Source organism: Rhizobium sp. 0TCS1.26 (assembly GCF_050455525.1).
In the GTDB taxonomy this organism is placed as follows: Bacteria; Pseudomonadota; Alphaproteobacteria; order Rhizobiales; family Rhizobiaceae; genus Neorhizobium.
Genome location: NZ_JBCIYV010000001.1, coordinates 1,162,068 through 1,180,020 on the forward strand (window position 1 = coordinate 1,162,068; position 17,953 = coordinate 1,180,020).

Below are 17,953 nucleotides of genomic sequence, written 5' to 3' on the forward strand. Positions count from 1 at the left end.
CCAAGCTTTTATTGTCGGCCAAACCGGGGCCGGCTCACGGCGCCGGCCGCGCGGGTAAACCGCCCTTGCTCTGTCTATGCTGTTCGGCAAGGTGGATCAAATCGCTCATCGCGTCAAATACGACATCCGGAGAAAGTGCTGCGATCTCCGCACGATATTCGTCACGGTCGGCATGCGAGCCGCCGGTGAACGCAAACACCGTCATGCCGGCGCGCTTGGCAGCCAGGATGCCGGCCGGGCTGTCCTCTATGACGATGCAATCCTGCGGCTGCATCCCCATTTCCCGCGCCGCATGCAGGAAGAGGTCCGGCGCGGGCTTGCCGTTCTCCACCATCGTCGCGCTGAAGATGTGCGGTTCGAAATAGTCGATGAGTCCGGTCAGGCCCAGCGACAGGCGGATGCGCTCCGGCTGGCTGGACGATGCGACGCAATGCGGCCAGTCGAGGAGATCGAGCGCATCGGCCATGCCCTCGATCGGCTGCAGGCCGTGCCTGAAGCGGTCGTAGAGATCGTGGCGCATCTTGCCCAGAAAGGCACCGTCCGCCTTGATGCCAAAATCCTCATCCAGCACGCTCACCATCGTCGCCAGGCTGCGGCCGAGAAAGCGGTGATACGCCTCCGCCTCGTCCAGCTCGCCGCCATGCGCCCTCACCGCATCGATCAGGACGCGGATGGACAGCGGTTCGCTATCCACCAGCACGCCGTCGCAATCGAAGATCACCAGAGGGGATTGGCTCCGGTCCATGGCGCAAGCCTCAGCCGATAAGGCGGTCGTCGAGATACAACTGCAGCGTCTTTGCCGTGCCCTCCTTCCACAGCGTGGCCAGGGCATGGGCAAACCGTTGACGGAAATGCTGCGAGCCCGATACGAGTCCGAAGATCTCGTCGAAGGCGAGGAAGGCCATCGGATCGTCCTTGGCGGCAAGAGCCGCTGCATGCAGCTTGTCGGTGCTCGCATCGTTGAAGACGATCGGCTGACCGCTGTCGGTGGTGCCGGCGAAATAACGGCACCAGAGCGCCGAGACGAGCGCCAGGCCGACGACGTCCTCGCCGCGCGCCAGACGGTCGGCGGTCGACGGCAGGATGAACTTCGGCTGCCGGTTGGAACCGTCCTGCGCCAGGCGCGGAATGGTATCGCCGATCTTCGGATTGAGGAAGCGACGCTCGATCAACTGGTAATAGTCTTGAAGGCTCGTGTCGGGGACCGGCGGCACGATCGGAATGATTTCCTCACGCTCCAGCTTGGCGAGAAAGGCGCGGATGAGCGGATGCTCCATCGCCTCGTGCACGAAGTGGATGTCGAGGAGCGCTGCCGGATAGGCGATCGTCGCATGACCGCCGTTGAGGATACGGATCTTCATCAGCTCGTAGGGCGCCACGTCCTGGACGAACTGGACGCCGACCTTTTCCAGCGCCGGACGGCCGGCCGGAAAATTGTCTTCCATCACCCACTGCTTGAACTCTTCGCAGAACACCGGCCAGTTGTCGGCGATGTCGAAATCATTCTTCAGGATGTCGATCTCGCGCTGCCCGGTCGCGGGCGTGATCCGGTCGACCATCGAGTTCGGGAACGCGACATTCTCCCGGATCCATTCGGCGAACGCGGGATCGGACAGCTGTGCGAGGCCGCAGACGGTGTTTTCCGTCACATGGCCATTGCCGGGGATGTTGTCGCAGGACATCACTGTAAAGGGCTGCAGGCCCTTCTCGCGCCGTGCCTGGAGGCCGGCGATGATCAGCCCGAACACCGTCTTCGGGTCCGTCGGGTTCTGGCTGTCGGCGACGATCGCCGGATGGCTCGGGTTGAAGTGACCGGAGGCATCGACGAAATAGCCGCCTTCGGTGATCGTCATGGAGACGATGCGGATCTTCGGATCCGCAAGCGCCGCAACGATCGCCTGGCTGTCGCCGACCGGCAGGATGTCGACCATCGGCGCGGTCACGCGGGCCGCCGTCTTGTTGTTGTCCTGCTCGACCACCGTCGTCAGAAAGTTCTGCGCTGCCAGCTTGTCGCGCATCGCCTGGTCGGACGGCAGCACGCCGGCGCCGAGGATCGCGAAGTCAAGGTCCAGGCCTTCGTTGAACAGGTCGTCCAGATAGACCGCCTGGTGGGCGCGGTGAAAATTGCCGACGCCGAAATGCAGGATGCCGGCCGTCAGCCCCGCGGGATCGTAGGAGGGAACGGCGGCCGTCTTGGCGACCTCTGGGAGAGTTGCGGAAGAAAGTGTGACAGTCATGATGCGGTCCTCGAGGGTCCCCGAATTGAAAAGGAGGGTGCGATCGCCCGATGCCGGGCGATCAGCTCATCCAGTTGCCGCCGTCGACATTGTAGGTCTGCGCGACGATGTACTCGGCATCGCTCGAGGCGAGGAAGACGGCCATGCCGGTCAGGTCCTCTGCGCGGCCCATGCGGCCGAACGGTACGGCCTCGCCGACCAGGCGCTTCTTCTCGCCGAGCGGCCGGTTCTCGTATTTGGCGAATTTTGCGTCGACGCCATCCCAGTGCTCGCCATCGACCACGCCCGGCGCGATCGCGTTGACGTTGATGCCGTGCTTGATGAGATCGAGACCGGCCGACTGGGTGAGCGAGATGATGGCAGCCTTCGTGGCGCAGTAGACGCCCACCACCGCTTCGCCGCGACGACCGGCCTGGCTGGCCATGTTGATGATCTTGCCGCCCTTACCGCGGGCAATCATCGATTTCGCCACCGCCTGCAGCATGAACAGCGACCCGGCGACATTGATGGAGAACAGCGTCTCGTAGCTCTGCCGGGTGATCTCGACGATCGGCGCCAGGTCGAACAGCGCTGCATTGTTGATCAGGATGTCGACGCCGCCGGTCTTCTCCTCGACCGCACGCACAGCCGCGTCGATCGATTCCTGGCGGGTCACGTCGAGCTCAACCGCATAGGCCATCTCGCCGATCTCGGTCGCGGTCTGCGTCGCGCGCTCCAGGTTGATGTCAGCGATGGCAACGGTTGCGCCTTCGCGCACATAGGCCTCGGCGAACGCGCGACCGATGCCGCGGGCCGAGCCGGTGATGATTGCCGATTTACCTTCAAGTCTGCCAGTCACAGTCTCATTCCTCATTCTCGGACCCCGATTGCCAGGCCCATGTTCTCAGGCCTGGATGCGCAGGCCCTTGTCGTCGAAGCGGTGCAGCTTGCTCTCGTCCGGCGTCAGGAACACCTCGTCGCCGTGGTGGTAACCAAGCTCGCCATTGGTGCGGACGTTGAGCGTGCCCACTTCGCTGTTGATGTGCAGGAAAGTGTCGGAGCCGAGATGTTCGGCGACCGTGATCTTTCCCGTCCAGAGGCCGCTGTCGCGCGAGATGCCGATGTGCTCCGGGCGAATGCCCGCCGTCTTGGCACCCTTCGACTGCGCATAGGCACCGTCGATGAGGTTCATGCGCGGCGAGCCGATGAAGCCGGCGACGAAGATGTTGGCAGGGCTGTTGTAGAGATCGAGCGGCGAGCCGACCTGCTCGATATTGCCTCGGTTCAGCACGACGATCTTGTCGGCCATGGTCATCGCTTCGACCTGGTCGTGGGTCACGTAGACCATCGTCGTCTTCAGATGCTGATGAAGCTCGCTGATTTCCAGGCGCATCGTGCCGCGCAGCGCCGCGTCGAGGTTGGACAGCGGTTCGTCGAACAAGAAGGCCTTCGGCTCGCGGACGATGGCACGGCCGATCGCGACGCGCTGGCGCTGGCCGCCCGACAGCTGGCCGGGACGACGCTCCAGATAGTCGGTGAGGTTCAGAACCTTCGCCGCATCGTCGACCTTCTTGTCGATCGCCGACTGGTCCATCTTCGCCATCTTCAGCGGGAAGGCGATGTTCTTGCGCACGCTCATGTGCGGATAGAGAGCGTAGGACTGGAACACCATGGCCAGCCCCCGCTGTGCCGGGGCATTCTGGGTGACATCCTTGCCATCGATCAGGATCTGGCCGCCAGAGACGTCTTCCAGCCCGGCGATCAGCCGCAGCAGGGTCGACTTGCCGCAACCGGACGGTCCGACGAAGACCACGAATTCGCCGTCGTTGATCTCAAGATCGATCGAAGGGATGACTTGCGCTTCCCCAAACAGCTTGGAGACGTTGCGAAGGGTAATGCTGCCCATGATACCCGTGTCCTTATTTAACCGCGCCAAACGTGAGGCCGCGAACGAGTTGCTTCTGGCTGAACCAGCCGAGGATGAGGATCGGCGCGATTGCCATGGTGGAGGCCGCCGAAAGCTTTGCCCAGAACAGGCCCTGCGGTGACGAGAACGAGGCGATGAAGGCCGTCAGCGGCGCCGCATTGGTGGTCGACAGCTGGATCGTCCAGAACGCTTCGTTCCAGGCAAGGATGATGTTGAGGAGCAGCGTTGAGGCGATGCCGGGAACCGCCATCGGCGTCAGCACGTAGACGATTTCCTTCCACAGGTTGGCACCGTCCATGCGCGCCGCTTCCAGGATCTCGCCCGGAATTTCGCGGAAGTATGTGTAGAGCATCCACACCACGATCGGCAGGTTGATCAGCGTCAGCATGATCGTCAGGCCGATGCGGGTGTCGAGCAGGCCGAAGTTGCGGAACAGGATGAAGATCGGCAGCAGCACCGCAACAGCCGGCATCATCTTGGTCGACAGCATCCACATCAGCACGTCCTTGGTCCGCCGGGTCGGAGCGAACGCCATGGCCCAGGCCGCCGGGATGGCGAAGATCAGGGCAAGCACGGTCGAGCCGAGAGACAGGATGACCGAGTTCATGAACGGCTTCAGATAGTCGCGCTGCGTCTGAACCGTGATGTAGTTCTCGAACGTGCCCGACGGAATGAGGCTGAAGCCATCGATGGCCTCGGTCTCGGTCTTCAGGCTGGTGATGAAGGCGTAGAGGATCGGAAAGAAGATCAGCAGGGCGACGATCCAGGCAAGGATGGTCCAGGCGATCTTGCTTTGCGTGGTGACTGTGCGAGCCATCTTCGTCTCCTATCGATCGAGGTTCTTGCCGACGGCGCGCATCAGGAAGAAGGCGACGAAGTTGGCGAGCACGACTGCGATGATGCCGCCTGCGGCACCGCCCCCGACGTCATAGCCGAGACGCGCGGTGCGGTAGATCAGGAAGGTCAGGTTGGTCGATGCGTAGCCCGGGCCGCCATTGGTGGTGACCAGGATCTCCGCATAGATGCCGAGCAGGAAGATCGTCTGGATGAGGATGACGACCGTGATGGCGCGGGAAAGATGCGGAAGCGTCAGATAGATGAAACGGTTGACGAAGTTGGCGCCGTCCATTTCGGCGGCTTCCTTCTGCTCGCCGTCAAGCGACTGCAGCGCAGTCAAAAGGATCAGTGTCGCGAAGGGCAGCCACTGCCAGGCAACGATAATGATCACCGAAAACAGCGGGTACTGGGCAAACCAGTCGATCGGCTGCAACCCGAAGAACCGCGCCAGGTCCGCCAGCACCCCGTAACTCGGATGCATGATCATGTTCTTCCAGATCAGTGCGGCAACCGGCGGCATGACGAAGAACGGCGAGATCACCAGGATGCGCACGATGCCTTGGCCGAAGATCGGCTGGTCGAGCAGAAGCGCGATGGCGATGCCGCCGATGACGGTGATCGCCAGCACGCCGAGAACCAGCACCAGCGTATTCCAGATCGCCTGGAAGAAGGCCGGGTCCGTGTAGAAATACACGTAGTTGAAGAACCCACCGAAGCTGACGCTCTGCGGCGTCAGCAGATTGTAGTTCTGGAACGAGTAGTACAGCGTCATCGACAGCGGCACGACCATCCAGACGAGAAGCGCAATAACGGAGGGGGCCATCATCAGCCGCGCCAACGTCTTGGTATTTTGCGTTGCCATTCGAGCGACCCTCCCTTGAGTGGCCACGCGTTCCGCCCCGGCGGAGGCGCTCGCATGGTCGCATCTTCTTGTTATGGATTTGCCCGCAACCGGGGGCGCGGTGGTGTCTGCCCGGCGCTGAGGCCGGGCAGACACTGTCCTTGGGAGGACCTTACTTGATGTAGCCGGCGCGGGTCATGTCGCGGGTTGCCGTTGCCTGAGCGGCGGCAAGCGCTTCGTCGACCGTAGACTGGCCGGCGATGACAGCCGAGAACAGCTGACCAACCGTGGTGCCGAGAGCCTGGAATTCCGGGATCGCGACGAACTGGCCGCCCGTATAGGGAACCGGCTTGACGGTCGGCTTGGTGATATCGGCGGCATCCATGGCGGCAAGTGTCGGAGCAGCGAAGGCGGCAGCCTTCGTGTATTCCGGGTTCTTGTAGAGCGAGGTGCGCGTGCCCGGAGGAACGTTGGCCCAGCCTTCCTTGGAAGCAACGAGCGTCGTGTATTCCTTGCTGGTTGCCCAGGCAATGAACTTCTGAGCCGATTCAGCCTTCTTCGAGGAAGCCGGAACGGCAAGGTTCCACGACCACAGCCACTTGCCGTGATTGTCTACGCCTTCCTTGTTCGGGAACATCGCGTAGCCGACCTTGTCGGCGACCTTCGAGTCCTTCGGGTTCGACACGAACGATGCGGCAACCGTCGCGTCGATCCACATGCCGCACTTGCCCTGCTGGAACAGCGTCAGGTTTTCGTTGAAGCCGTTCGACGAGGCACCGGCAGGACCGGTATCCTTCATCAGGTCGGCGTAGAACTGCAGCGACGACTTCCATTCCGGCTGATCGAACTGCGGCTTCCACTGTTCGTCGAACCAGCGGCCGCCAAACGAGTTGTTGAGCGCCGAAACGAACGCCATGTTCTCGCCCCAGCCGGCCTTGCCACGCAGGCACATGCCGCTGACATCGGCCTTGCGGTCGGTGATCTTGCGGGCTGCGTCGGCGATGAATTCCCAGGTCGGCATGTCCGGCATCTTCAGGCCGGCCTTTTCGAACAGGTCCTTGCGATACATGATCATGGCGGATTCGCCGTAGAACGGAGCGGCATAGAGCTTGCCGTCCATCGACAGGCCACCACGGATCGCCGGCAGCAGGTCGTCCATGTCGTACTTGTCACCAAGGCCGTCGAGCGGCAGCAGCCACTTCTGCTTGGCCCAGATCGGCACTTCATAGTTGCCGATGGTGACGATGTCGTACTGGCCGCCACCGGCAGCGATGTCGGTCGTCACGCGCTCGCGCAGGACGTTTTCTTCGAGGGTGACCCACTCGACCTGGATGTCCGGGTTTGCCTTGGTGAATTCGGACGTCAGTCCCTGCATGCGCACCATGTCGCCATTGTTGACGGTGGCAATGGTCAGGGTTTCGGCGGACGCGATGCCGACGAAGGCCAGCGCAGAGCATGCGCCGAGCAGAATTGTCTTCAATGTCATATCTTCCTCCCAGAAGAAATATTACGGGCATTCGCTTTGCCCATGGGCAATTACTCATTTTATCTGGATCATTGTCAAGCGACATTCGTCGCTGCACAGCAGCGCTCGATGCATAACTCACTGTTTTGAAATAGAAAAATTTTACTCACAGCTTGAGCAGATGCTCAGCCGTCGCCTCGTCGGTGATGATTCCGTTAAGCAGGCCGCCCGTCAACGCTCCGTGAATCGCTGCCTGCTTGCGCTTGCCGAGGGCCACCCCGATCACCGATCCACTGCTGCGTGGAGGAATGGGAACACTCGCCACGCGGTCGTTAATCGGCTCGGCCAGCAGCTGCCCGTCGCGGTCGAACATCCAGCCGCAGATCTCGCCGACGGCACCGCATTTCATCAGGCTGGTCATCTCGTCGGGTGCCAGGAACCCGTCGACGCAAAGCGGCGCTTCGACACCCAGTTCGCCGACACCGACGAAGGTGACATCCGCGGTAGCGCCGAGCTTGAGCGTCGATTGCACGATCGACTGCATGTGCAGCGCATCACGCTCTTCCGCCGACGAACAGAGCACCGGCAGGGGCATCGGGAAATGCCGCGCCTTGATCGCGTCTGCCATCGAGAAAATGACGTTGTAATAGGCGGCCGAGCCGTCCGGCCCGATATTGCCGGTCAGCGAGACGATGCGGTGCTGCGGGCAATCCATCGGCGGCAACTGGTCGACAGCCGCTTTCAGCGTACGGCCGGTGCCGATCGCCAGCACGATCGGATCGGGGCGCCTGAGCCAGCGTTCGATTTCCGCCGCCGCCGCCTCGGCGATGCCGACGGTCGACGAACTCCCGGCCGGATCGGACGGCACGACCTCCACATGGACGAGGCCGAACCTGTCCTTCAGCGCCTCTCCGAGTTCCAGGCAGGCGGCGATCGGGTGATCAAGGCGCACCTTGATCAGGCGCTCGGCCACCGCCAGCGACACGAGGCGCTGGGCCGATTGCCGGGAGATGCTCATCGCTGCGGCGATCTCGTCCTGCGTCCGCCCGGCAACGTAGTAGAGCCAGCCGGCACGCGCGGCATCATCCAATCGACCCTGGGTATCCGACCTCTTCGCCATGCCCCGCCCTTCAGTTCTCCTCGGCTTTTGCTGGCATGCTTTCCGCGTCGCTGTCAAATACGGGTGTCACCATAGCGCTCCCAGCGCCCCGCCAGGTATAAGCTTGGAAAACGCCGTGGGGGGAACGTGCGTAACTGCCGTCAGGTGCCAAGTGCCAGGCCAATCACTGTCTCCATCCGATCATAGCGCGCAAGCTGCGCCTGCTTCGACGCCTCGATCCAGCCTGTTGCATCGATCTTCGTAAGGTCGATCGGATGGCCGGCACGGATCGACAACTGCTTCAGATACTGAAGCTGGGTGCGGCCATTGCCGTCCCGGAATGGGTGCACGTAATTGACATCGCCGATGATTGCCGCGGCCCTCGCGGCAAATGTCGTGCGCTCAAGCTCTTGCAAAAAGTTCGAGCGCGACAAGCGACGGTGCACGTCGGCCATGCCGGTCTCTATGTACTGGCGGAGCTGGAACTGGCTGTCCCCTTTGGAGATCTCGACGGTGCGCACTTCGCCGGCCCAGTCATAAACGTCCTGGAACAGATGGCGGTGGATCGACCGCAAGTGCTTGAGGTCGAAATTGCCGGTAGGGATGCCTTCGCGCGCTCGCATGACGACGATCTCTCGCTCATGGTAGTCAAGCGTCGCGGGGTCGGTAATGCCCAGCTTGTTCCGAAGGACTGCCGTTCCCGGGTAAACGTAGGGATCGTCGGTCATTCCGCCGCTTGAGATGCGCCTGCGACCTTGGCTCGCTCAAGAATGTACGCTCGCTGCTTTTCTGCCGACCATCCCTGACGGTCAAACATCGCGAACATCTCAACCTGCTCGGGGCTAAGCGGGTTGTTCTCTATCGCCTGCAGATGCGCGGCCTCAAGCGTGCGCTGCCGGATCGTGTCCCTGTCGCTCATGGAAGACCTGCCCTCCGCCAACTGCCGGTACCCGATTTCGAGTGACTAAAATCTACCAGGAATCTGGGCACCAGGCAATTCGACGACGTCGCGCGGCGACCGAGAACGCTACTCCACCTGCACCAGATGCCCCTCGGATATCTCGCGATACTGCCGAACCGGCGGCACATAACCGGCGGCGCGGACCGGGCTCTTGATCTCGTCTGCCGCCAGGTTGCGCTTGATGGTGCGGCGCGAGGGATCCGGCACCGGCACCGCCGCCATCAACTTCTTCGTGTAGGGGTGCTGCGGGTTCTCAAAGACGGCGGCACGGGGCCCGATTTCGACGATTTCGCCGAGATACATCACCGCGACGCGGTGGCTGACGCGCTCGACCACCGCCATGTCGTGGCTGATGAACAGGTAGGCAAGCTTCAGGCTCTGCTGCAGGTCGAGCAGCAAATTGCACACCTGCGCCTTGATCGACACGTCAAGAGCCGAGACGGCCTCGTCTGCGATGATCACCTTCGGATCGAGCATCAGCGCCCGGGCGATGGCCACACGCTGACGCTGGCCGCCAGAAAACTCGTGCGGGTAGCGGCGCATCATGTCAGGCGACAGACCGACCTTGGCCAGCAGGTCGGCGGCCTTCTCCTTCGCCTGCTTCTTCGTGCCGAGGTTGTGCTCGATGAACGGCTCCATGACCGCCGAGCCGACCGACATGCGCGGGTTGAGCGAAGCGAACGGGTCCTGGAATACCATCTGCACGGAGCGGCGCATGATGCGCAGCGTCGTACGGTCGAGGTTCATCACGTTGTAGCCGTCGAGCGTCACCTCGCCGCTGTCCGGTTCGACGAGCCGTGTCACGGAACGACCGGTCGTCGACTTGCCGCAGCCGCTTTCGCCGACCAGCGACAGGGTCTCGCCTTCGAACAGCTGGAACGACACCTTCTCCACCGCATGCACGGCGCCCGTCTGGCGGCCGAACAGGCCGGAACGGATGGCAAATCGCGTGGTCAGGTCCTTGACGTCGAGGATCGGCGTCTTGCTCTTGACCACCGTATCCGTCACGTCCTGCATCGGCTGCGCATCGCCGGATGCCACGTCGATGATCGGAAAGCGGAGCGGCAGGCGGCGATCCTTCATCGAGCCGAGACGCGGTACGGCTGCCAGCAGCGCTCGCGTATAGGGATGCTGGCCACGGTGGAAGATGTCGTCGGTGAGGCCTGTCTCCACCTGCTCGCCGCGAAACATGACGATGGTGCGGTCGGCGATTTCCGCCACAACGCCCATGTCATGCGTGATGAACAGGACGGACATCCCCTCCTCCTGCTGCAGATCCTTGATCAGGTCGAGGATCTGCCCCTGGATGGTAACGTCCAGCGCCGTTGTCGGCTCGTCGGCGATCAGCAGCCTCGGCTTCGAGGCGAGCGCCATGGCGATCATCACGCGCTGCCGCATGCCACCGGAAAACTGATGCGGATATTCATCGTACCGGCCCTTGGCATTCGGGATGCGGACCTTCTCGAGCAGCCGGATCACCTCGGCCTTGGCAGCCGCGCCGGAGATGTTCTGGTGGACGGTCAGCGCCTCGGCGATCTGCTTGCCGATCGGGAAGATCGGATTGAGGCTCGTCATCGGCTCCTGGAAGATCATCGAGATGTCGTTGCCGCGCACCTGGCGCATCTGCTCTTCGGGCAGCGACAACAACTCCTTGCCGCCGAGCATGACCTTGCCCTCGATGCGGCTCGAATTCTTCGGCAGCAACCGCATGATCGACAGCGAGGTGACGCTCTTGCCGGAGCCGCTTTCGCCGACGATGGCGACGGTTTCCCGCGGCGCAACCGAGAAGCTCATGTTGCGGACGACCGACCGCCACTCGTCATTGACGCGGAACGAGGTCGTCAGGTTTTCGACGGAGAGGACCGGGGTCACCGCGCCCCCCGTCTGCTCCGAAAGTGTCGCGGAAAGAAGCACCGGTTTCTCCTCGGTTTCGCTGACGGATCAGGCGGCTAGCGCGGTTTCGGCAAGCGTTACCCAGTAGCTGATGCCGTAGGGGATCGCCTCGTCGTTGAAGTCGTAGGCCGGATGGTGAAGGTTTGCGGTCTCGCCGACGCCGAGGAAGATGAAGGCACCCGGACGCGCCTCCAGCATGTAGGAAAAGTCCTCGGCACCCATCTTCGGCGGCGCATTGGTCTCGACGCGCTTCTCGCCCGACACATTGGCGGCCACGGAGGCGGCAAAATCCGTCTGCTCGGGATGGTTGACGGTGACCGGATAACCCCGGTGATAGGTCACCTCGGCAATCGCCCCATGCGCGAGCGCCGTGCTCTCGGCCACCTCGACCAGCCGCTTTGCCGCAAAATCCCGCACCGCCGGATCGAGCGTCCGCACCGTGCCGGTCAGCTTCACCTCCATCGGGATGACGTTGAAGGCGTCGCCGCCGTGCGTTGTGGTGACGGACACGACCACCGACTTCAGCGGATCGACGCCGCGCGAGGCGATCGACTGGAGGGCGATGATGATATGCGCCGATGTCAGAACCGGATCGATGGAAAAATGCGGCTGCGCGGCGTGGCTGCCCTTGCCCTTGACGACGATCTCGAAGCTGTCGGCGGCCGCCATCAGGCCGCCCTTGCGCAGCGAGAAATCGCCGAGCGGCAGACCCGGCGAATTGTGCATGCCGTAGACTTCCTTGATGCCGAACTTGTCCATCATGCCGTCCTCGACCATCGCCAGACCGCCGGCGCCACCCTCTTCGGCAGGCTGGAAGATGACCGCGACCGAGCCGGCGAAGCGGCGCGTCTCGCACAGATACTGAGCCGCCCCGAGCAGCATGGCGGTGTGACCGTCATGGCCGCAGGAATGCGCCTTTCCGGGGGTCTTCGAGGCCCACGGCATGCCGGTGTCTTCGACGATCGGCAGGGCATCCATGTCGGCGCGCATGCCGATCACCGGTCCGTCGCCGAGCGTTCCCTTGATGATCCCGACGACGCCGGTCCGGCCGATGCCGGTTTCCACCACGTCGCAACCGAAGGCTTTCAGCTTGTCGGCCACGAACGCAGACGTCAGGAAAACGTCGTAGAGAAGCTCCGGATTTTCGTGAAGGTGACGCCTCCACCCGGCAACTTCTTCCTGCATTTCTGCGGCACGATTGAGAACTGGCATTGCGGCAACCCCGTTATTTTTCAGCTGTTTCCCTGCTTGTTGGCGGGGATAATGGGACTGGATCGGCCGATTTAGCAAGCCTCAATTTTCGTTCTTGAACGGAAAATAGGCTTGTGCTTAGATGGCTTAAAATTTGGTCAATTTGGCGCCGGAACCGCGAAAACGTGGACGTGCAGCCCGGGATCTCGAAGGAGACGATACGCAGAATTCACCACCGACTGGGAGGAAACAGTCGGCTGGGGATGTGGTCTGGCGACCGTGGCCACAACGGCCGCAACGATAAATATCATCAAGGGGAAAACGATGAAGAGAACAAACATCCTGCTCGCAGGGACCGTGGCGGCATTGGCGCTCGCCGGATCGGCCCATGCCGAGCGTGGAACCGACGGAGACCTGAAGATCCTGTTCTGGCAGGCGGTCTCGACGCTCAATCCGTACCTGTCGGGCGGCACCAAGGAAATCTACAGCTCGTCGATGGTCATCGAGCCGCTCGCCCGTTACGACGAAACCGGCAAGCTGGTGCCGTTCCTTGTCAGCGAGATCCCGACCGTCGACAATGGCGGCGTCGCCAAGGACATGCTGAGCGTCACCTGGAAGCTGAAGCCCGGCGTCAAGTGGTCGGACGGCTCCGCCTTTACCGCCGAAGACGTCGTCTTCACCTGGCAGTACTGCACGGCTCCGGATGGCGGCTGCGCCCAGAAAGCCCAGTACCAGGGCATCAAGTCGGTTGAAGCGATCGATCCGGCGACCGTCAAGGTGTCCTTCACCGAGCCCAAATACTACCCCTACAGCGCCTTTGTCGGCGCCCAGTCGCCGATCATCCAGAAGGCGCAGTTCAAGGATTGCCTCGGTGCCAAGGCTCCGGGCTGCACCGCAGCCAATTTTGGCCCGGTCGGCACCGGTCCGTTCGTCGTCAAGGAATTCAAGCCAAACGACGTGATCACCTTTACCGCCAACCCCAACTTCCGCGATGCCTCGAAGCCTGCCTTCGCCACGGTGACGCTGAAGGGCGGCGGCGACGCGGCATCGGCAGCACGCGCGGTTCTGGAAACCGGCGAATACGACTACGGCTGGAACATGCAGGTCGAGCCGGAAGTGCTCGAAACCATGATGAAGGCCGGCAAGGGCACACTGGTGACCGCATTCGGCACCCAGGTCGAGCGTATCAACCTTAACTGGACCAACCCCGACCCGGCGCTTGGCGACAAGCGCTCGACGAAGGAAGGCGGCAAGCATCCGTCGCTCTCGGACCCGGCCGTGCGCAAGGCCCTGTCCATGGCGATCGATCGCGACATCATCGACGAAGCCGGTTACGGCGAAGCCGGCAAACCGACCTGCAACATCGTGCCGGCTCCCGATGCCTATGTGTCGAGCGCCAATGACTGGTGCCTGAAGCAGGACATCGAAGGCGCCAACAAGCTGCTCGACGAAGCTGGCTGGAAGATGGGCGGCGACGGCATCCGCGCCAAGGACGGCGTCAAGCTCTCCTACCTCTACCAGACCTCGACCAACTCCGTCCGCCAGGGCACCCAGGCGCTGGTGAAGGACATGTGGTCGCAGATTGGCGTCGGAGCGGAACTGCGCAACGTTTCCGCCTCGGTCTTCTTCGGCGGCGACCCGGCAAGCCCGGACACCTTCCAGAAGTTCTATGCCGACGTCGAAATGTACACCAACAACTTCGATGGCACGGACCCGGAAAAGTATCTGACGGAATGGCTGTGCGACAAGATCCCCGCACCGTCCAACGGCTGGCAGGGCCAGAACATGCCGCGCTACTGCAACCCGGACTACGACAAGGTCGTCGCCGAACTGTCGAAGACGGCGGATCTCGGCAAGCGTGCCGAGATCGCCAAGAAGGCCAACGACATGCTGACCGCCGAAGGAGCGCACATCCCGCTCATCCACCGCGGCCAGATCTCTTCGCATGCGGTCACGCTGGAAGGCGTAAGAATGAATGCCTGGGACAGCGAACTGTGGAACGTCGCTGACTGGTCTCGCAAGAAGTAATCGATGATGCGCCGGCTCCGCTCCCTCAAAGGGCGGGGCCGGTAATTGCTTCTCCGAGACCGTCTGGAGACCGACTGATGTTCACCTTTACGATCCGGCGATTGATGTTCGCCGTACCGACGCTGCTTGTCATAAGTTTCGTCATCTTCGCACTGCTGGATCTTGCGCCGAACGATCCGCTAGGCGACCTGCCGCTCACCATTCCGCCGGAAGTCCGCGAGCAGATCCGTGCCGCGATGGGGCTGGATCAGCCCTTCCTGATCCGCTACCTGAAATGGCTGCAGCAGTTCTTCATCAACGAGCCCCTCAACATCTTCGAGCGCTTGACCGGCCTGACCATCGGCTCGGGTGAGCGCATGCGGGTGCTGTCCTGGGCGACCCGCAGCCCGGTCGTCGATCTGATTGTCCAGCGCCTGCCGCAGACGCTATGGGTCGTCGGAATGGCCTATGTGTTCGGCATCCTGATCGCCATTCCCGTCGGCGTCATCTCCGCCTACCGACAGTATTCGGTCTTCGACCAGGTCGGCACCTTCGTCACCATGGTCGGCTATTCGGTGCCGACCTTCTTCACGGGTGTGCTGCTGATCGTCATCTTCTCCTCCTACCTGCAGTGGTTTCCGTCGATCTACGACACGAACCTGCAGGTGAACGACTGGTCGAGCTTCGTCGCCCAGGTAAAGCAGATGGTTCTGCCGGTGACGGTTCTGTCGCTTTACAACGCCTCGCAGATCACCCGCTTCGTGCGGGCCTCGATGCTCGACAATCTGACGCAGGACTATGTGCGAACCGCCCGCGCCAAGGGCGTCAAGGAAAAGGCTGTGCTGCTGGTGCATGTGCTGCGCAACAGCCTGATCCCGGTCGTCACCGTCATCGCGCTCGGCGTGCCAACGATCTTCTCCGGCGCCATCATCACCGAGCAGATCTTTCGCGTGAACGGGCTCGGCCAGTTGCTGATCACCGCCGTGCAGGGCGCCGATATCCCGCTCGTCCAGACGCTGACCTTCATCTTCGCGGTGCTGATCGTGCTGTTCAACCTGATCGCCGACGTTCTGTACGGCATCCTTGATCCGAGGATCCGCTATGACTGACGCGACCATCGTGACCACGCCGGTCCTCGCCAAGGCCGACACCGACACGCCGATGAAGGTCTTCCGCCGCAAGTTTTCCGCTCACAAGGGCGGCGTCGCGGGGCTGATCGTCTTCGTCGCCATCCTGGTCGTCGTCTATCTGGGCCCGCTGGTCCACACGGTCGACCCTAACAAGATCGACATCCGCGCCAAGAACCAGGGACCGTCGCTGCTGCACCCGTTCGGCACCGACAATCTCGGCCACGACATGCTGGCGCAGGTGATGGCCGGCGGGCAGATTTCGCTCGCCGTCGGCATGACGGCCATGCTCCTGTCGCTGCTGCTCGGCACTCTGGTCGGCGTCGTGTCCGGCTACTTCCGCAGGCTCGACGGGCCGCTGATGCGTCTGACGGACCTGTTTCTAGCCCTGCCGCTGCTGCCGCTGCTGCTGGTCATCATCATGCTGTTTCGCGATACGCTGCGGGCGGCTTTTGGTCCCGAGACGGGTATCTTCATCCTGATCGTCTTCGTCATCGGCATCACCAGCTGGATGCACACCGCGCGCATCGTCCGTGGCGACGTGCTGTCTGTGAAGAGCCAGGAGTACATCGTCGCGGCAAAAAGCAGTGGCATGCGCGAGTACCGGATTGTCCTGAGGCACATCCTGCCGAACGTCCTGTCATCGATCATGGTGTCTGCGACGCTCGGCATCGCCTCCGCCATCATCACAGAGTCGGCACTGAGCTTCCTTGGACTGGGTTTCCCGTCCGATTTTCCCACCTGGGGTCGGCTGCTGTTCGATGGGGCGAACTTCCTGCAGATCACCCCATCGCGCGTGATCTGGCCGGGGCTTGCCATCTCGTTGACGGTGCTCAGCGTCAATTATGTCGGCGATGCGGTGCGAGATGCACTCGACCCGCGCACGCTTTCGCGCTGATCGGCCATGGCGTTCCGCTTCGATCGAAGCGGGACGCCCAGCCGCGTAAAACTGGCAAATCCACTTTTTTCGAAAAATTCTTGGACCTTCGGGAACCAAGCATCCTGACGCTCGTTATTAACACATCTGGAAGCGCCCCCGTCCCCCGCCCTTCAAGCTTCCAGATGACTCTTCATCCCCCTCGAAGAGGCCAACGGTCTCGGTTTCCCTGGAAACCGAGACCGTTTTTCGTTTTACTCAGGACACTACGTCTCAGGCGCTCGCCAATGCTCTTTAGCAAAGGCGACGCGAATGCATGTCTGTCTTAGGTGCTATTCGGAAGCGTGGTCCATCGGGAACACCAGGCTGTAGGTGATCCGGTCGTGCGAGATCTGGTAGCGCGCCTTGCCATTGACCGAGGCTGGGACAACGCGTTCGAGGACGGTACTGCCGAAATGCGCCTTCAGCGTCTCGTCCTCATGGCCAGTCAGCCCTCTCGCCGGCGATACCAGGCCCTCTTCCCAGCGGATCTCGAGGGAATCCTGACCATTGGCCTGCACCCGGTGGCAGTTGACCATGATCGCCCGACCGTTCTTGACCAGTGATCCGTGCGACACGGCATTGACGATCAGCTCATGAAGCGCCAGCCCCAAGTGCAGCGATGCATTCGGCGTCAGCAGGACATTGTCGCCGCTCACTCTCACCAGATGAGCATTCTCTGGAAGGTATTTCTCGGTCTGTTGTTGAACGAGCTCGTAGAAATAAGCGCCACGCCAGCTTGAATCGGTGATCAGGTCCTGGGACTGCGACAGCGAATACAGCCGGCCGCGGAACTTGTTGAGGAACATGTCGAGCGTTACCGAATACCGCGCCGTCTGCAGCGCAATGCTCTGGATGATCGCCAGCAGGTTCTTCGACCGGTGACTGACTTCGCGCAGCAGCGCCCGCAGCAGGCGCTCACGGTGGCGCTCCTCGGAGCGGTCGACGATTGTGGTGACAAGATGCCGGCCGCCGCCCGTGAGGTTGATGGCCTGGACGCGGAATTCATAGACGAGGTCAGCGTTCACGGTGACTTCGAGATGGCTCTTTTCGCCGGTCTCGGCGATGCCGTCCTTCAGCAACCGCAGCTTTTCAGCGATGTCCTCGCCAAACAGGCTGAGGTCGCTCGGAGCGTTACCAAGACCGGCCGACCAGACGGGCGGAAGGTTGGTAACAAACAGGTAGTCGCGCTGGAGATCCTGGATGATGACGCTGGCACCGAGGTCGACAAGTGCCGGCATGAAGAATTCACGCAACTTGTCGTCACTCTCACCAGCCTGTTTCCATGTCAGCTGATGCGACAAGAATTCCACTCCGCCTCTTTTTTGGCCCGTGCGTTCGAAGTTGCAGGAGGCGCAACCTGATCGGACAACACGCCGGTTATATGAGTTTCACCACGTCAGAACAACCCGACGAAAGGTGAAATTGTGGCAAGGCGACAGCTATCGGAAAGCCCCTGTCAGCCCACGAAAT

16 protein-coding genes are annotated in these 17,953 nt (G+C 62.0%); 3 read left to right on the forward strand and 13 right to left on the reverse strand.

Going from position 1 to position 17,953, the window contains the following annotated elements:
* Positions 1–34: 34 nt before the first annotated feature.
* The 12 genes from AAIH46_RS05735 to AAIH46_RS05790 form a co-directional block, all read right to left on the reverse strand.
* Entirely contained in the window at positions 35–745 is a 711-nt protein-coding gene (locus AAIH46_RS05735) for an HAD family hydrolase (protein ID WP_430304667.1), read from the reverse strand.
* Between the two features lie 10 nt (positions 746–755).
* Positions 756–2,237 carry a mannitol dehydrogenase family protein gene (locus AAIH46_RS05740; protein ID WP_430304668.1) on the reverse strand — a complete coding sequence of 494 codons (1,482 nt, stop codon included), beginning with the start codon at positions 2,235–2,237 and terminating at the stop codon, positions 756–758.
* A 61-nt stretch (positions 2,238–2,298) separates the two neighbouring features.
* Positions 2,299–3,075, reverse strand: coding sequence for an L-iditol 2-dehydrogenase (locus tag AAIH46_RS05745; protein ID WP_430304669.1), 777 nt, complete (start codon positions 3,073–3,075; stop codon positions 2,299–2,301).
* Positions 3,076–3,120: 45 nt separating this feature from the next.
* On the reverse strand, positions 3,121–4,122 hold the full coding sequence (locus AAIH46_RS05750) for an ABC transporter ATP-binding protein (protein WP_430304670.1): 1,002 nt from the start codon (positions 4,120–4,122) through the stop codon (positions 3,121–3,123).
* A gap of 13 nt (positions 4,123–4,135) precedes the next feature.
* Positions 4,136–4,960, reverse strand: a complete 825-nt coding sequence (locus tag AAIH46_RS05755; protein WP_430304671.1) for a carbohydrate ABC transporter permease — start codon at positions 4,958–4,960, stop codon at positions 4,136–4,138.
* Between the two features lie 9 nt (positions 4,961–4,969).
* Entirely contained in the window at positions 4,970–5,842 is an 873-nt protein-coding gene (locus tag AAIH46_RS05760; protein ID WP_430304672.1) for a carbohydrate ABC transporter permease, read from the reverse strand.
* Positions 5,843–5,993: 151 nt separating this feature from the next.
* Positions 5,994–7,307 (reverse strand): ABC transporter substrate-binding protein, encoded by a 1,314-nt coding sequence (locus AAIH46_RS05765; protein ID WP_430304673.1) that lies wholly within the window; start codon positions 7,305–7,307, stop codon positions 5,994–5,996.
* 145 nt (positions 7,308–7,452) lie between these two features.
* A complete protein-coding gene (locus AAIH46_RS05770; protein WP_430304675.1) occupies positions 7,453–8,406 on the reverse strand; it encodes a sugar-binding transcriptional regulator in 954 nt (317 codons plus the stop codon).
* A 140-nt stretch (positions 8,407–8,546) separates the two neighbouring features.
* Positions 8,547–9,113 carry a Fic/DOC family protein gene (locus tag AAIH46_RS05775; protein ID WP_430304676.1) on the reverse strand — a complete coding sequence of 189 codons (567 nt, stop codon included), beginning with the start codon at positions 9,111–9,113 and terminating at the stop codon, positions 8,547–8,549.
* A complete protein-coding gene (locus tag AAIH46_RS05780) occupies positions 9,110–9,304 on the reverse strand; it encodes a hypothetical protein (RefSeq protein ID WP_430304678.1) in 195 nt (64 codons plus the stop codon). Before AAIH46_RS05780 ends, AAIH46_RS05775 begins: the two co-directional genes overlap by 4 nt.
* A gap of 108 nt (positions 9,305–9,412) precedes the next feature.
* Positions 9,413–11,260 (reverse strand): ABC transporter ATP-binding protein, encoded by a 1,848-nt coding sequence (locus AAIH46_RS05785; RefSeq protein ID WP_430304679.1) that lies wholly within the window; start codon positions 11,258–11,260, stop codon positions 9,413–9,415.
* Positions 11,261–11,287: 27 nt separating this feature from the next.
* On the reverse strand, positions 11,288–12,451 hold the full coding sequence (locus AAIH46_RS05790; RefSeq protein WP_430304680.1) for a M20 aminoacylase family protein: 1,164 nt from the start codon (positions 12,449–12,451) through the stop codon (positions 11,288–11,290).
* A gap of 303 nt (positions 12,452–12,754) precedes the next feature.
* Between AAIH46_RS05790 and AAIH46_RS05795 the strand changes: the two genes are divergently transcribed.
* The 3 genes from AAIH46_RS05795 (at position 12,755) to AAIH46_RS05805 (ending at position 16,462) form a co-directional block, all read left to right on the forward strand.
* Positions 12,755–14,458 (forward strand): peptide ABC transporter substrate-binding protein, encoded by a 1,704-nt coding sequence (locus tag AAIH46_RS05795; protein WP_430304681.1) that lies wholly within the window; start codon positions 12,755–12,757, stop codon positions 14,456–14,458.
* Positions 14,459–14,535: 77 nt separating this feature from the next.
* Complete coding sequence (locus AAIH46_RS05800) at positions 14,536–15,546, forward strand: ABC transporter permease (RefSeq protein WP_430304682.1); 1,011 nt, start codon at positions 14,536–14,538, stop codon at positions 15,544–15,546.
* The gene (locus tag AAIH46_RS05805) at positions 15,539–16,462 is read left to right on the forward strand and encodes an ABC transporter permease (protein WP_430304683.1); all 924 of its coding nucleotides are present in this window, start codon (positions 15,539–15,541) and stop codon (positions 16,460–16,462) included. Before AAIH46_RS05800 ends, AAIH46_RS05805 begins: the two co-directional genes overlap by 8 nt.
* Before the next feature lie 311 nt (positions 16,463–16,773).
* Here AAIH46_RS05805 and AAIH46_RS05810 read toward each other — a convergent pair whose 3' ends face one another.
* A complete protein-coding gene (locus AAIH46_RS05810; RefSeq protein ID WP_430304684.1) occupies positions 16,774–17,784 on the reverse strand; it encodes a sensor histidine kinase in 1,011 nt (336 codons plus the stop codon).
* Positions 17,785–17,953: the final 169 nt, after the last annotated feature.